Source organism: Micromonospora sp. NPDC050784 (assembly GCF_044456765.1).
In the GTDB taxonomy this organism is placed as follows: domain Bacteria; phylum Actinomycetota; class Actinomycetes; order Mycobacteriales; family Micromonosporaceae; genus Micromonospora; species Micromonospora foliorum.
The window spans coordinates 15525-29742 of record NZ_JBITGG010000015.1; the positions used below are offsets into that span (position 1 = coordinate 15525).

At 74.6% G+C, this 14218-nt stretch carries 11 protein-coding genes; 9 read left to right on the plus strand and 2 right to left on the minus strand.

Features of this window, described 5'->3' with window-relative positions; all coding sequences use genetic code 11:
• Positions 1-18: 18 nt before the first annotated feature.
• Complete coding sequence (locus tag ACIBD9_RS20660; protein ID WP_396719857.1) at positions 19-507, minus strand: YbaK/EbsC family protein; 489 nt, start codon at positions 505-507, stop codon at positions 19-21.
• A 445-nt stretch (positions 508-952) separates the two neighbouring features.
• Between ACIBD9_RS20660 and ACIBD9_RS20665 the strand changes: the two genes are divergently transcribed.
• The 9 genes from ACIBD9_RS20665 (at position 953) to ACIBD9_RS20705 (ending at position 11412) form a co-directional block, all read left to right on the plus strand.
• A complete protein-coding gene (locus ACIBD9_RS20665) occupies positions 953-1402 on the plus strand; it encodes an SAV_6107 family HEPN domain-containing protein (RefSeq protein ID WP_387176171.1) in 450 nt (149 codons plus the stop codon).
• 102 nt (positions 1403-1504) lie between these two features.
• The gene (locus ACIBD9_RS20670) at positions 1505-2230 is read left to right on the plus strand and encodes a hypothetical protein (RefSeq protein ID WP_387176172.1); all 726 of its coding nucleotides are present in this window, start codon (positions 1505-1507) and stop codon (positions 2228-2230) included.
• Complete coding sequence (locus tag ACIBD9_RS20675; protein WP_396719860.1) at positions 2227-3873, plus strand: DNA polymerase Y family protein; 1647 nt, start codon at positions 2227-2229, stop codon at positions 3871-3873. Before ACIBD9_RS20670 ends, ACIBD9_RS20675 begins: the two co-directional genes overlap by 4 nt.
• A gap of 33 nt (positions 3874-3906) precedes the next feature.
• Positions 3907-7293 (plus strand): error-prone DNA polymerase, encoded by a 3387-nt coding sequence (locus ACIBD9_RS20680; protein WP_396719862.1) that lies wholly within the window; start codon positions 3907-3909, stop codon positions 7291-7293.
• Positions 7294-7386: 93 nt separating this feature from the next.
• Positions 7387-7563, plus strand: a complete 177-nt coding sequence (locus ACIBD9_RS20685) for a hypothetical protein (protein WP_167492956.1) — start codon at positions 7387-7389, stop codon at positions 7561-7563.
• 75 nt (positions 7564-7638) lie between these two features.
• Positions 7639-8406, plus strand: coding sequence for a methyltransferase domain-containing protein (locus ACIBD9_RS20690; RefSeq protein WP_396719864.1), 768 nt, complete (start codon positions 7639-7641; stop codon positions 8404-8406).
• Positions 8403-9575 (plus strand): alkaline phosphatase family protein, encoded by a 1173-nt coding sequence (locus ACIBD9_RS20695; RefSeq protein WP_396719866.1) that lies wholly within the window; start codon positions 8403-8405, stop codon positions 9573-9575. Before ACIBD9_RS20690 ends, ACIBD9_RS20695 begins: the two co-directional genes overlap by 4 nt.
• Before the next feature lie 62 nt (positions 9576-9637).
• The gene (locus ACIBD9_RS20700; RefSeq protein WP_396719868.1) at positions 9638-10897 is read left to right on the plus strand and encodes a DNA polymerase IV; all 1260 of its coding nucleotides are present in this window, start codon (positions 9638-9640) and stop codon (positions 10895-10897) included.
• A 116-nt stretch (positions 10898-11013) separates the two neighbouring features.
• A complete protein-coding gene (locus ACIBD9_RS20705; protein ID WP_030334542.1) occupies positions 11014-11412 on the plus strand; it encodes a DUF3040 domain-containing protein in 399 nt (132 codons plus the stop codon).
• A 322-nt stretch (positions 11413-11734) separates the two neighbouring features.
• Here ACIBD9_RS20705 and ACIBD9_RS20710 read toward each other — a convergent pair whose 3' ends face one another.
• Positions 11735-14206, minus strand: a complete 2472-nt coding sequence (locus ACIBD9_RS20710) for a DUF3488 and DUF4129 domain-containing transglutaminase family protein (protein WP_396719870.1) — start codon at positions 14204-14206, stop codon at positions 11735-11737.
• Between the last annotated feature and the right edge of the window lie 12 nt (positions 14207-14218).

Genomic DNA, 14218 nt, shown 5'->3' on the forward strand with positions numbered 1-14218 from the left:
GCCTGCTGGTTTGCTCGCTCACGCCACCTCGGCCGGGGTGCCGGCGGTGACCCGCAGCAGTTCGGCGTAGGTGGTCGGGAAGACCGCCTGGGGTACGCCACCCGCGGCCCAGATCTCCGGGTACGCCGCCAGCGCCGTGTCCACCAGGGTGCGCAGCGGGCGCGGGTGCCCGAGTGGGGCGACCCCGCCGATCGGCTGTCCGGTGTGGGCCCGGACGAACTCCGGGGTGGCCCGGCGCAGCCGGGTGACGCCGATCGATGCCGCCAGGCCGGCGGTGTCGACCCGGTGCGCGCCGGAGGTGAGGACGAGCAGCGGCGTGTCGTCCGCGTCGAAGATCAGTGAGTTGGCGATCTGACCGACCTCGACGTCGAGCGCCTCGGCGGCCGCCGCGGCGGTGTGCACCGCGTCGGGCAGCAGGCGGACCATGCTGGGCTCACCGGCGCCGTCGAGGGTGCCGGCGGCGGTGAGCGCGTCCTGCACCGCCCGTACGTTCGGGTGTGGCTGCATCCCGCCATTCTTCCCGGTCCGCTGGTGGCCGGTTCAGCCGACCGGCACGCTCAGCGCGTCACACGTTGCATTTTCGTCGGAGGGGAGGTGTACTGTCAGCAGCAGTTAGAACGAGTGTTCGATTGCCTCGAACGCCCGTTCCAACCAGCCGGAGCGCGGCGTTTCGCGGCGCCACCTCCGGGCGGTGCGGCTCCGCGGGCCGCACCTGGGTTTCCGGGCAGTCGCGAGCCTGGTCCCAACAGGCAGGAGCGTCGCCCGCCGCCCACGACCCCCGGGCAGCGGGCGACGCACCCGCCGGTCCGCCGGCCGGGTGTGGTGTGGGGAAGCATCCACACCCGGCCGGCCACACCCGGTGCGTCTTCCTCCGCACCACCCCGACCTCGGCGTCTCGTCGGTGGCACCAGCCACCGGAGTGACGTCTCGGCCACGTGGAGGAGAGACATCCATGCCGACCAACCCGGCTCAGGCACCGACGGTGCCGGCGCACGTGCTGCCGCACCGCACCCCCGCCCAGCTCCTCACGTTGGCCCGCCGTGGGCTGGTCGAGGCCGCCCAGACCCGACCTGACGGCCTGCGCTACGCGGCTGCCCACCTGGCTGCCCTGCGCGCGGCGGCGGCCCTGCTCGCCGCCCGGGCCCGACCCGCGCCGAGTCGGCGCAACCGGATCACCAGTGTCTGGGTCCTCCTCTGCGCCGTCGCTCCGGAGCTCGACGAGTGGTCCCGGTTCTTCGCCGCGGGCGCCAGCAAACGCGCCGCCGCCGAGGCCGGCATCCCCCGGGTGGTCAGCGCCCGGGAGGCCGACGATCTGCTCCGCGCCGCCGAACAGTTCGTCACGGTGGTGGAAACCGCCCTCGGCGTGGCCCACCAACCGGCCCTGGACGGCTTGGCCGCCTGATCCCGCCGTGCCACCGGCCGCCTCGCGGGGGGAGCCGGGCGGCCGGTGGCGCGGCGTGCCGGTCCTGATCTGATCCACAGCAACGACGGGGGAGTTGGTCCAATGGCGGGCCGCATGGTGGTCGGTTCCGCCGCGCTGGCCGATCTGGTGCGCCCGGCGAGCGCACCCGACCCGGTCGGTGGGCACCGGGTGCTGCCGGTGGTGCCCGAGTTGACCGGTCTGCTACCCAACCGGGGCCTGCGCCGGGGCAGCACCATCGCGGTCGCCGCCGGCCAGCCCCGCCGCAGCGGCGGCACCTCACTGATGCTGGCCCTGCTCGCCGAGGCGTCCCGGGCCGGCTCGTGGTGCGCCGTGGTCGGGGTGCCGACGTTCGGCGCGGGCGCCGCCGCTGAGCTGGGCATCGCCCTGGACCGGTTGGCCCTGGTGCCGAACCCGGGCCCCGAGTGGGCCACCGTGGTCGCCGCGCTGATCGACGGGGTGGACGTCGTGGTCACCACCGTGCCGTCGACGGTCTCCGCCTCGGTCGCCACCCGGCTGGCCGCCCGGGCCCGGCAGCGCGGCAGCGTCCTCGTCCCGTACGGCCGGTGGGACGGCGCGGACGTGACGCTGCAGGTGGTCCGTGGAGTCTGGGAGGGGCTCGGGCTGGGCCGGGGGCGGTTGCGCCGCCGGGAGATCACCGTCTCGGCGCGCGGGCGCGGGGCGGCCGCCCGACCCAAGGAGATCAAGGTCTGGCTCCCGGGTGACGAGCTGACCCGGGTGATCCCTCGTACGCTGCCGTCGCCCGTGGGCCGATCGGCCGCGCCACTCGCCCTGGTCGGTCGGGGGTGAGCGGCGCGCCGCCACGGACCCTGCTGCTGTGGTGCCCGGACTGGCCGGTGCTCGCCGCTGAGATCGTCGACGGGGTGCCGGCGACCGGCCCGGTCGCCGTGCTGCACGCCAACCGGGTGGTCGCCTGCTCCGAGCGGGCCCGCGCCGAGGGGGTGCGTCGAGGGCTGCGCAAGCGGGAGGCGCAGGGACGCTGCCCGCAGCTCACCGTCGTGGAGTACGACCCCGGTCGGGACGCCCGGGCGTTCGAGCCGGTGGTCGCCGCGGTGGAGGAACTGGTCGCCGGCGTCGAGGTGGTCCGTCCGGGTGCCTGCGCGGTGACCGCCCGGGGGCCGGGTCGTTACCTCGGCGGCGAGGAGGCGGCCGCCGAGCGGATCATCGAGCACGTGGCCCAGTCGTGCCTGGTGGAGAGCCAGGTCGGCATCGCCGACGGGGTGTTCGCGGCCGGGTTGGCCGCGCGCGGCGGTCGGGTGGTGGCACCCGGCGGGACACCGGAGTTCCTGGCCGGGTTGCCGGTCGAGGCGCTCGGCCGGTCGGCGCTGGCCGACCTGCTGCGCCGACTGGGGGTACGCACCCTCGGCGACTTCGCCGCCCTGCCGGCCGGCGACGTGCTGGCCCGGTTCGGGTTCGACGGTGCGCTGGCCCATCGACTGGCCGCCGGGCGGGACCACCGCCCACTCGCCGTCCGGCAGCCGCCGGCCGACCTGACGGTGACCGCACAGCACGACGACCCGATCGACCGGGTCGACGCGGCGGCGTTCGTGGCCCGGGCGCTGGCTGAGCAGCTGCACGAGCGGCTGGCCGGGCACGGGCTTGCCTGCACCCGGCTCGGCATCGAGGCGGTCACCGAGCACGGGCAGGAGCTGCACCGGGTGTGGCGGCACGATGGCCTGCTCACCGCCGCGGCCATCGCCGACCGGGTGCGCTGGCAGCTCGACGGGTGGCTTTCCGGCAGCAACGGCCGCGCCGGTGCCCGACCGGCCCGACCGACGGCCGGCATCATCCGGCTGCGGCTGATCCCGGACGGGGTGATCGCCCAGGCCGGTCTGCAGGCCGGCCTCTGGGGGGAGACCGGCGAGGAACGGGAACGCGCGCACCGGGCGTTGAGCCGGGTGCAGGGCATCCTCGGCCCGGAAGCGGTGGTCACCGCGGTGCTCGGTGGTGGGCGCTCCCCGGCCGACCAGGTGCGACTGGTGCCGTGGGGCGACGAACGCCTCCCCGCCCGCCCCGGCCCGGCACCGCTGCCCGGCGGGCCGGTCACCAGCGGTGCCGACCGGGCCGTCGGCGGTCGGCCGGCGGACCGCGGTGCGGGCGCGGTTCCGCCGTGGCCGGGCCGGCTGCCGGCGCCCGCGCCGGCGGTGGTGCTGCCCAGCCCGCTCGCGGCGACGGTGCACGACGCCGCCGGTGAGCCGGTGGTGATCAGCGCTCGGTTGGTGGTGAGCGCCCCACCGGCCCGGCTGGTGGTCGGCACCGGCCAGCCGGCGGAGATCGTGGGCTGGGCCGGCCCGTGGCCGGTGGACGAGCGGTGGTGGGCGCCGGCCGAGGCCCGCCGCCGGGCCCGGTTCCAGGTCAGCCTGGCCGACGGTGCCGCCCTGCTGCTGGCCGTCGAGGCCGGGCAGTGGCTGGTGGAGGCGATCTATGACTGAGTCGATGCTCCCCAGGTCGGAGGCGGACGCTCGATGAGCTTCCACAACCCGAAGATGCCCTGGTCGGAGCTGGAGCGGGTGCTCTCCGGGCGGGCCAGCGGCGGCTCCGGTCGGTCGGGCGGCGGGCGGTCGCGCGAGGAGCGGCACCTGCACGTGGTGGACCCGCTCGCCGTGGACGCCGACGGCGGCGACTCCCCGGCCTGGAGCCGCCGCCGCGAGCAGTACCAGCCGCCGGAGCTGACCCGCCCCGACGGCGTGGTGCCCTACGCGGAGCTGCACGCGCACACCAACTTCAGCTTTCTCGACGGCGCCAGCCACCCGGAGGAACTGGCCGAGGAGGCGGCGCGGCTGGGGCTCACCGCGCTCGCCGTCACCGACCACGACGGCTTCTACGGGGTGGTCCGCTTCGCCGAGGCGGCTCGTACGTTGGGCCTGCCGACCATCTTCGGCGCGGAGCTGTCCCTCGGCCTGCCCGGCCCGCAGAACGGCGAGCCCGACCCGCACGGCGCGCACCTGCTGGTGCTCGCGCACGGCCACGAGGGGTACGCCCGGCTGGCCACCACCATCGCCCGCGCCCAGCTACGCGGCGGGGAGAAGGGCCGCCCGGATTACGGGGACCTGGAGGAGGTCGCCGCCGAGCTGCGTGACCATGTGCTGGTGCTGACCGGATGCCGCAAGGGGCACGTGCCGGGGGCGCTGCTCACCGAGGGGGTGGACGCGGCGGCCCGCGAGCTGGACCGGCTGACCGCGCTCTTCGGCGCGGAGACGGTGGCCGTGGAGCTGACCGACCACGGCCATCCCATCGACGCCGACCGCAACGACGCGCTCGCCGATCTGGCCGCCGCGGCCGGGTTGCCGACGGTGGCCAGCAACAACGTGCACTACGCCAGCCCCGGCCGACGGCGGCTGGCCACCACCGTCGCCGCGGTCCGGGCCCGACGCAGCCTGGACGAGATCGACGGCTGGTTGCCCGCGGCGGCCACCGCCCACCTGCGCAGTGGCGCGGAGATGGCGGCCCGGTTCGCCGCGTACCCGGGTGCGGTGGCGCGGGCCGCCGAGTTCGGCGCCGAGTTGGCCTTCGACCTCCAGCTCGTCGCGCCGCAGCTACCGGCGTACCCGGTGCCGCCGGGGCACACCGAGATGAGCTGGCTGCGGAAGCTGACCGCTGACGGGGCGCACGAGCGCTACGGGCCGCCGCAGGCGCACCCGACGGCGTACGCGCAACTCGACCACGAACTGAACATGATCGAGGAGTTGGGTTTCCCCGGCTACTTCCTGGTGGTCTACGACATCGTCACGTTCTGCCGGGACCAGGACATCTACTGCCAGGGTCGGGGTTCGGCGGCCAACTCGGCGGTCTGCTACGCGTTGCGGATCACCAATGTCGACGCGGTCCGGCACCGGCTGCTCTTCGAGCGGTTCCTCGCCCCGGAACGCGACGGCCCACCGGACATCGACGTGGACATCGAGTCCGACCGCCGGGAGGAGGTGATCCAGCACGTCTACACCCGCTACGGCCGGGAGCACGCCGCCCAGGTCGCCAACGTCATCTCCTACCGCCCCCGGTCGGCCGTGCGGGACGTGGCCAAGGCCTTCGGCTACTCGCCGGGGCAGCAGGACGCCTGGAGCAAGCAGATCGACAGGTGGGGCTCGGTCGCCACGGTCGATGTCGAGAACATCCCCGAGCAGGTGGTGGAGTACGCGAACGAGCTGCAGACGTTCCCCCGGCACCTGGGCATCCACTCCGGTGGCATGGTGATCTGCGACCGGCCGGTGATCGAGGTCTGCCCGGTGGAGTGGGGGCGGATGCCCGGCCGCAGCGTCCTGCAGTGGGACAAGGACGACTGCGCCGCCGTCGGCCTGGTGAAGTTCGACCTGCTCGGTCTGGGCATGCTCTCCGCGCTGCACTACGGCTACGACATGATCGGTGAGAGCCTCGACCTGGGTGACATGACCCTGGACGACCCGGAGGTCTACGACATGCTCTGCCGGGCCGACTCCGTCGGGGTGTTCCAGGTGGAGAGCCGCGCCCAGATGGCCACCCTGCCCCGGCTCAAGCCCCGTGAGTTCTACGACCTGGTGGTCGAGGTGGCGCTGATCCGCCCCGGCCCGATCCAGGGTGGTTCGGTGCACCCGTTCATCCGGCGCAAGAACGGCCAGGAGCCGGTGACCTTCGCGCACCCGCTGATGCGCAACGCCCTGGAGAAGACCCTGGGTGTGCCGTTGTTCCAGGAGCAGCTGATGCAGCTCGCGATCGACCTGGCCGGCTTCGACGCGGCCGAGGCCGACCAGCTGCGCCGGGCGATGGGCGCCAAACGGTCGGTCGAGCGGATGACCCGCATCGCCGACCGGCTCTACGCCGGGATGGCCGAGCGGGGCATCACCGGTGAGCTGGCCGACGACGTCTACCGCAAGCTGACCGCGTTCGCCAGCTACGGCTTCCCGGAGAGCCACGCGATGAGCTTCGCCTATCTGGTCTACGCCAGCTCCTGGCTCAAGCGCTACCACCCGGCGCCGTTCCTGGCGGCGCTGCTCAACGCCCAGCCGATGGGTTTCTACTCGCCGCAGACCCTGGTCGACGACGCCCGCCGGCACGGGGTGGAGGTCCGTCGTCCGGACATCAACGCCAGCGGGGCTGTGGCGGTGCTGGAGTCCACCCCGGAGACCCGGTGGGGCAGCGGGCCGGGGGAGCCGCCGCACGCCTGGGGGCTGGGCGGCCCCGCCGTCCGGCTCGGCCTGTCCAGCGTGCGGACCCTCGGCGCCGACGTGGCCGAACGGATCGAGGCCGAACGGGTCGCCGGTGGGCCGTACCGGGACATGCCGGACCTGGCCCGGCGGCTCGGTCTCACCGCCGCGCAGCTGGAGGCGTTGGCCACCGCGGACGCCTTCGCCTGTTTCGGGCTGACCCGGCGGCAGGCGCTGTGGGCCGCCGGTGCGGCGGCCCAGGACCGGCCGGGTCGGCTGCCCGGCACGGTGACCGGGGCGGCGGCGCCCACGCTGCCCGGGATGGAGGCGGTGGACCGGCTGGTCGCCGATGTGTGGGCCACCGGGTTGTCGCCGGAGAGCCATCCCGCCCGGTTCATCCGGGGTCAGCTCGACGTGCTCGGTGCGGTGCCGATCGCCCGGCTCGGCCGGGTGGAGCCGGGGCAACGGATCCGGGTCGGTGGCATCGTCACCCACCGGCAACGCCCGGCGACCGCGGGCGGGGTCACCTTCCTCAACCTGGAGGACGAGACGGGGATGCTCAACGTCACCTGTTCGCCGGGGCTGTGGCAGCGCTACCGACGGGTGGCGCGGACCAGCGCCGCGCTGGTGGTCCGGGGGCGGTTGCAGCGGCACGAGGGGGTGACCAATCTGGTCGCCGACCGGCTGGACGCCATCGAACCGCCGGTCAGCCCCGCCTCCCGTGACTTCCGCTGATCCAGTGATCCACATTACGGTTTCCCGAGCCCTCGAGCGGGAGACTCGTCCCGAGCGGGCAGAGCGGCCCGTGATCCGTGAGGGGGAACGACAGTGACGGGAAATCACGCGTACACCGGTGGAATCGCCAACGCCCGGCGGACCCGACTGGGCACTGGCTGGGTGCCGTCGCACCTCGCCGACCCCCGCGAGTACGAGGTGACCAACGGTCCGGTGGCCAACGAGCGCCGGTCCCGGGCGGAGGACGAAGCCGAGGGCACCGAGGCCTGACCGACCGCCGCACCACGCACCGATCGGGCGTGTGGTGGGCGCGCCCGCCACACGCCCGCACCACCACCGGGCCGGGTGACTAGGCTCGGCCGGGTGGAGCAGACCCGAGGCCGGTTCGCCGAGCCGCCGCTGACACCCCGCACCGCCGTGATCTGGTCGGTGCTCCGCGCCGAACTGGACCGGCGGGGCGACGCCGAGCTCACCGTGCTGGACGTGGGCGGCGGCACCGGCGGTTTCGCCGTTCCGCTGGCCCGCGCCGGGCATCGGGTCACCGTCGTCGACGCCAGCCCCGACGCGCTCGCCGCGCTCACCCGCCGCGCGGCCGAGGCCGGGGTGGCCGACCGCATCGCCGCCGTGCAGGGCGACGGTGACGCCCTCGCCGGGCTGGTCGAGCCGGCCGGCGTCGACCTGGTGCTCTGCCACGCCGTCCTGGAGGTGGTCGACGACCCGACGCCGGTGGTGGCCGCGCTGGCCACCGCGTTGCGTCCGGGCGGTGCGGCCAGTGTGCTGGTGGCCGGCCGGGCCGCCGCCGTGCTGGGCCGTGCGATGAACGGGCACCTGGACGTCGCGACCACCCTGGCCGCCGATCCGGCCGGCACCGCGGGGCCGCGCGACACGCTGCGCCGGCGCTACGACGCCCCCGGCGCCGCCGCGCTGCTCGACGCCGCCGGGCTCGTGGTCGAGGAGATACACGGGGTACGCGTGCTGGCCGACCTGCTGCCGGCCGCGGTCGCCGACGGGCAGTCCGCCGCCGTGGTCGAGCTGGAACGGGCGCTGGCCGCCCAACCGCCGTACCGGGACCTGGCCGCCCAACTGCACCTGTTCGCCCGCCGCCCCGCATGATCGCCGAGGTCGGTGGCGGGCCGGCGCCGCTGGAGATCCTCGGGCCGGATCACCGCGGCGGCCGTCTCGCCGACGTGCTGCCCAGCGCGCTGGCCGTGCTCGGCGTGCCCGGCTCGACCGACCCGCTCGGGCTCGGGCCCGCGCTGGCCGGGGTACGCCGGATCGCCGTGCTGCTGGTCGACGGGCTCGGCTGGTACCAACTGCCGACCGCGGCCCCGTACGCGCCCACGCTCGCCGGGCTCGCCGCGACGACGGCACGGCCGCTCATCGCCGGTTTCCCGTCGACCACCCCGACCAGCCTGGTGTCGCTGGGCACCGGCGTCGCGCCGGGAGCGCACGGTGTGCTCGGCTTCACCGTGCGGGTGCCCGGCACCGATCGGGTGCTCACCCACACCGACTGGGCCGCCGATCCGTCGCCGCTGCGCTGGCAGCCGGTGCCCACCCAGTTGGAGCGGGCCCGCGCCGCCGGCGTGACGACGACAGTGGTGAGTCGGCCGGAGTTCGGCGGCAGCGGGCTGACCCTGGCCGCCAACCGGGGTGGCGACTTCCGGGGCGCCGCCGGCGGGGACGCGGTGGCCACCGCCATGCTGGCCGCGCTGGCCGCCGGCGCCGGGCCCACGCTGGTCTCCGGCTACCACGCCGACCTGGACCGGCACGGCCACGTCAGCGGCATCGACTCGGCGCCCTGGCGGGCCGCCGCCACCGAGGTGGACGCCCTGGTCGCCCGGCTGGTCGACGGGCTGCCGTCGGACGCGGCGCTGCTGGTGACCGCCGATCACGGGCAGCTCGACATCCCCACCGCGCACCGCTTCGACCTGGACACCGATCCGCGACTGCGGGCCGGCGTGCGACTGGTGGCCGGCGAGGCCCGGGTGCGCTACCTGCACGTCGAGCCGGGCGCTGTCGACGACGTGCGGGCCGCCTGGTCGGAGGTGCTGGGCGCCACGGCCCGGGTACGCACCCGCGCCGAGGTGGTGGCCACCGGCTGGTTCGGGCCGGTGCCCGAGGAGCACCTGGGCCGGATCGGCGACGTGGTGGTGACCTGCAACGACACGTACGCGGTCATGGCCAGTCGCACCGAGCGGCCGATGGCCTCGAAGCTGGTGGCCTACCACGGGTCGGACACCGCAGCCGAGCTGACCGTGCCGCTGCTGGTCGTCCGGGGCTGACCCGGGGACGGTTCGGCCCGCCGGGCGATGGTGGTGTCGTACCGCCGGGTTAACCTGCCGGGATGGGCCGCAGTCAGTCGTTGCCCCGGGGCGACGATCCGCGCTTCGGGCCGGACGCCGACGACTCCGCCAGCCCGATCCTGCACGTCGACATGGACGCCTTCTTCGCCGCCGTCGAGGTGCGCCGCCGCCCCGAGCTGCGCGGCCGGCCGGTGATCGTCGGCGGCGTCGGCCCGCGCGGGGTGGTCAGCTCGGCCAGCTACGAGGCCCGTCGGTACGGCGTACGCAGCGCCATGCCGACCAGCCAGGTCCGGGCCCGCTGCCCCCACGCGGTCTACCTGCCACCGGATTTCTCCGCCTACACGGCCGCCTCCCGGGCCGTGATGCAGATCTTCCGGGACGTCACGCCGTTGGTCGAGCCGCTCTCCCTCGACGAGGCGTTCCTCGACGTGACCGGCGCCCGCCGGCTCTTCGGCTCCCCGGCCACCATCGCCCGGCTGATCCGTCGCCGGGTCGCCGACGAGCAGGCGCTGACCTGTTCGGTCGGGGTGGCGCCGACCAAGTTCGTGGCCAAGCTGGGCTCCACCCGGGCCAAGCCCGACGGCCTGCTGGTCGTGCCCCCGGGGCAGGTGCTCGACTTCCTGCACCCGCTGCCGGTGGACGCCCTGTGGGGGGTGGGGGAGCGCGCCGCCGAGGCGCTGCGGCGGCTCGGCCTGACCACCGTCGGCGACCTGGCCGAGGCGCCGGTGGGCATGCTCCGCCGAGCCGTCGGTGCCGCCTCGGCGTCCCACCTGCACGAGTTGGCCTGGGGACGCGACCCGCGCGGGGTCAGCCCCGAGCACGTCGACAAGTCGATCGGCGCCGAGGTGACCTTCGACGTCGACGTGGCCGACCCACTGGAGATCCGCCGTGCGTTGCTCGCGTTCAGCGCGAAGGTCGGCGTCCGGTTGCGCGGCTCCGGGCAGGTCGGGCGCACCGTCTCACTCAAGGTCCGGCTGGCCGACTTCCGCACCGTCAGCCGATCTCGCACCCTGGACGTTCCCACCGACACCGCCCGGGAGATGTTCGACACGGTCTGGGCGCTCTACACCGCCTTGGACCCGGGCGAGCGGATCCGACTCGTTGGTGTCCGGGTGGAAGGGCTCGCCCCGGCGCAGGGCGCCCCCCGGCAACTCACCCTCGGCGCGCCCGAGCGCGGTTGGCGCGAAGCGGAAGCTGTCGCGGACGCCGCCGCTGCCCGTTTCGGGCGGTCCGTCATAGGTCCGGCTAGTCTGATGGGCGACCGTGATCCCCGTCGAAACGAAAATCCACCCCGCCCATAGGTCGTCCCGCTTTCCGACGCGCGAGCCCCCTCGTAGACTTGAGGGTAAGCAGCCGGTCGGCTGCCACGGTCTGTCGGCCCGAGTGGGCCCGACCAACGTGACCGGGGAGGAGTGCCGTGCCGCTCTCGGAGCACGAGCAGCGGCTGTTCGAGCAGATCGAGCGGTCGCTTGCCGAGGACCCCAAATTCGCCTCGGCCGTGCGCGCCAGCGATCCGCGCTTCCATGCGCGGCGTCGCCTGCTCGTCGCCGCCGGCGTCATCATCGCTGGCTTGGCTCTACTGGTCTATGGCGCGGTGATCAAGACTCCACCACTGGCGGTGGCGGGCTTCGTCGTCATGCTGGCGTCGGCCGCGTTCGCGGTGCAGTCGCACCGACGGGCGCAGTCACCCGACCTGCACGTGGTGGGCGGCACGACGAGTCGTCGTCGTCCCCGCGGTGGCCGATCCGGTCGCCGGTCGTCAATCCTGGACCGCATGGAGGACAGGTGGCGGCAGCGCCCGGAGGGGCACCGCTGAGCCGGTCCCGCCGCTGAGGCGGGCCGTACGCCGCGACGAGCGGTCGCCGGGCACAGGCCTCGGCGACCTCAGTCGTATCCGCGCGCCCCTGTTCCCCGCAGGGCCACGCTCCGCAGGGCCACGCTCCGCGTGATCGTGCTCAATCCTGGATGTAGTGGCCTCGTGCGCCAGGGAAGGACCTCTTTCCCGGATCGAGCACGATCTTGGGTCGCGGCAGCTTAGGCGGGTGGGGCGGCGGTGGTGGCCGCCGCCCCGACCTGGAACTGGTCGGTCACCGAGTTGCCGCCCGGTCAGCGACCCGGTCGGTCAGCGAGCTGCCCGGTCAGCGAGCTGCCCGGTCGGCCAGCAGCCGTCGAGGGTTCCAGCGCAGCAGTCGGTACCGGGCCCGCCCGTTGAGCGCCACCATCCGGCCGGACCTGTCCGCCAGGGCGGTACGCCACCGCAGCAGCACCGAGGGCGGCAGCACGGCGGCGAGCAGGCGGGTCCGTCGGTCCGCCCGCGTGGCCAGCGCGCCACGGACCGCGCGTAGCGCCGGCAGCAACCGCTCACCGGTCAGCGGATCCCGTGCGTAGCGGGCCCGCTCCTCCGCCCGGCCGAGCAGCCGCGCCGACCCGATCGCCTCGTCGTCGTCGAGGGCGTCCCGGACCAGCCGGTCCGCGGTGGCCCTGGGCGTCTCGGTCGGATCGACCGGGACCCGGAAGTCCACCAGTGTGTCGAGCAGCTCGGCCCAGGCGGCGTGCGCGTCCGCGCGGGCCCGATTGGCGTCCACGCCGACCACCACCGGTCGCGTCCCCGGCTCGCTGTCGCTGTCGACCTGGGCGGAGGCCATCGCCCCGCTCACCGCGCGGCCACCGCGTCGACGGCGCAGGGCCATCCGGCGCAGCGCCGGCACCGCGAGCAGCACCAGCAGGGCCACCAGGCCCGCTGCCCACCAGGGCCAGACCGGTGCCTGCTCGTTCTGCGTCGTCCCGCCGAGAGCGACCCCGTCGTCGGTGTCCCGGTCGGCGTTGTCCGGGCCGGCCGGCCCGGCCGAGGCCTCCGGGCCCGTCGGGGTGTCGGTGGCGCCGGTCTCCGGGCTGGACGGCTCCGGCGCGTCAGTGTCCGGTGCCCAGGCCGACCGGGTGGAGCCGGGCACCCCGTACGCCGGGGTGGCGTCGAACGGCACCCAACCGGCGCCGTCGAAGTAGACCTCGGTCCAGGCGTGCAGGTTGAGGTTGGTCAGCGTGAAGGTGTCACCGTCGCGCTTGCTGCCGTTGGTGAACCCGAACGCCACCCGGGCCGGGATGCCGGCCGAGCGGACCAGCCAGGCCATCGCGGCCGCGTACTGCTGGCAGTAGCCGACCTTGTTGGTCAGGAAGTTGACGATGTCCTGGCCGCTGCTGCCGCTCTCGGTGCTCAACCGGTAGCTGAACCCGTTGTCCGCCGAGAAGTGCTGGTAAATCGCCAGCACCCGGTCGTAGTCCGTGCGCTTGCCCTGGATCAGCCCCTTGACCAGCTCCTCCACCTCGGGCACCGCCCCCGGAGTGGCGGTCATCTGCCGGCGTACGGGGTGGTCGGTGGGCAGTGGTTGCGCGGCCCGCAACGCCGCGGGCGTGAAGGTCGAGCGGACGTAGTCGAAGGAGTACTTCCGACCCCGAGAGTTCTCCCGGTTGGAGAAGACGACCTGCTGGTTGGCGTCGTAGAGCCAGTTGTCGCTGAGGTCGTCGGTGCGGGTCGGCTCGGCGTACACCGGCATCAGCGACATGCTCAGGCTCTTGGTGACCTCGACGCTCGCGCGGTAGGTGGTCTGCTGCACGCCTCGACCGGCCCGGTCGGCCGGGTTCGGCAGGTCCCTGTTGACCGACCGGCCGCTGGGGTTGCGCGCCTGGAAACCAGCGGGGCGCAGCTCGTCGGCGACCGCGTAGCGCAGGTAGAACGGGTTCGGCTCGGACGTGGTCACCTTGACCAGGTCGGCCACCTGGGACTGGTTGAGCTGGCCGGCGAGCGAGGCGAACAGGTCGATCCGACCCGACGTGCCGCCCGAGCCGGCCCCGTTGCCGGGGCCGTTGCCCGGCCCCCGGCTGAGCGAGTCGAGCAGCCCGCCGGTCATGCCGGGCACCGCCAGCGGCAGCACCACCGCCAGGGCCACCCCGACCGCCGCGAGCCGGCGGCCGGCGGACGCCAGCGGGGAGGCCTCCCACACGTCGACGTCGCGGCCGTCGCCGGTGAACCGGCGTCCGAAGCGGCGTACCCGGTCGACGTTGTCGGTGACCAGCAGCCAGAGGTAACCGGCGGCGCCCACCACGAACGGCACCGCGGGGACGCTGTCCACGTAGACGGCGACCGGCACCGAGTAGATGGCGAGCATCGGCAGCCCCGCGAGCGCGGGTCGGCGCAGCCCCACGGCCAGGACGTCCACCAGCACGGCGACCCCGCCGACGCCGAGCACGGCGATGAACAGCAGTGGGTCCGTGTCCGGGACCTCGACCCCGTACGAGCGCATGTCCTGCATGGAGCCGGCGAGCAGGTCGCCGAAGTACGCGAGCGTGCCCGGGGTGGGCAGGATCGCGAACAGCTCCTCACCGCTGGGGAACAACCAGGTCAGGGCGAGCACCAAGCCGGCCAGCATGCCCAGCACCTGACCCCACAGTGGTGCCCGGGCGAGTCGGGTCAGCGCGGCCGCCCCGGCCACCACGGCGACCGCGATGATGGACTCGATCAACCACGTCCAGCCCTGGAAGATGGCCGACAGCGGCGCGGCGGCCAGCAGCGTGGCAGCGGCCGCCACCACGCCGATGTTCCGACTGCTGATCATGAGGGGAGCCTT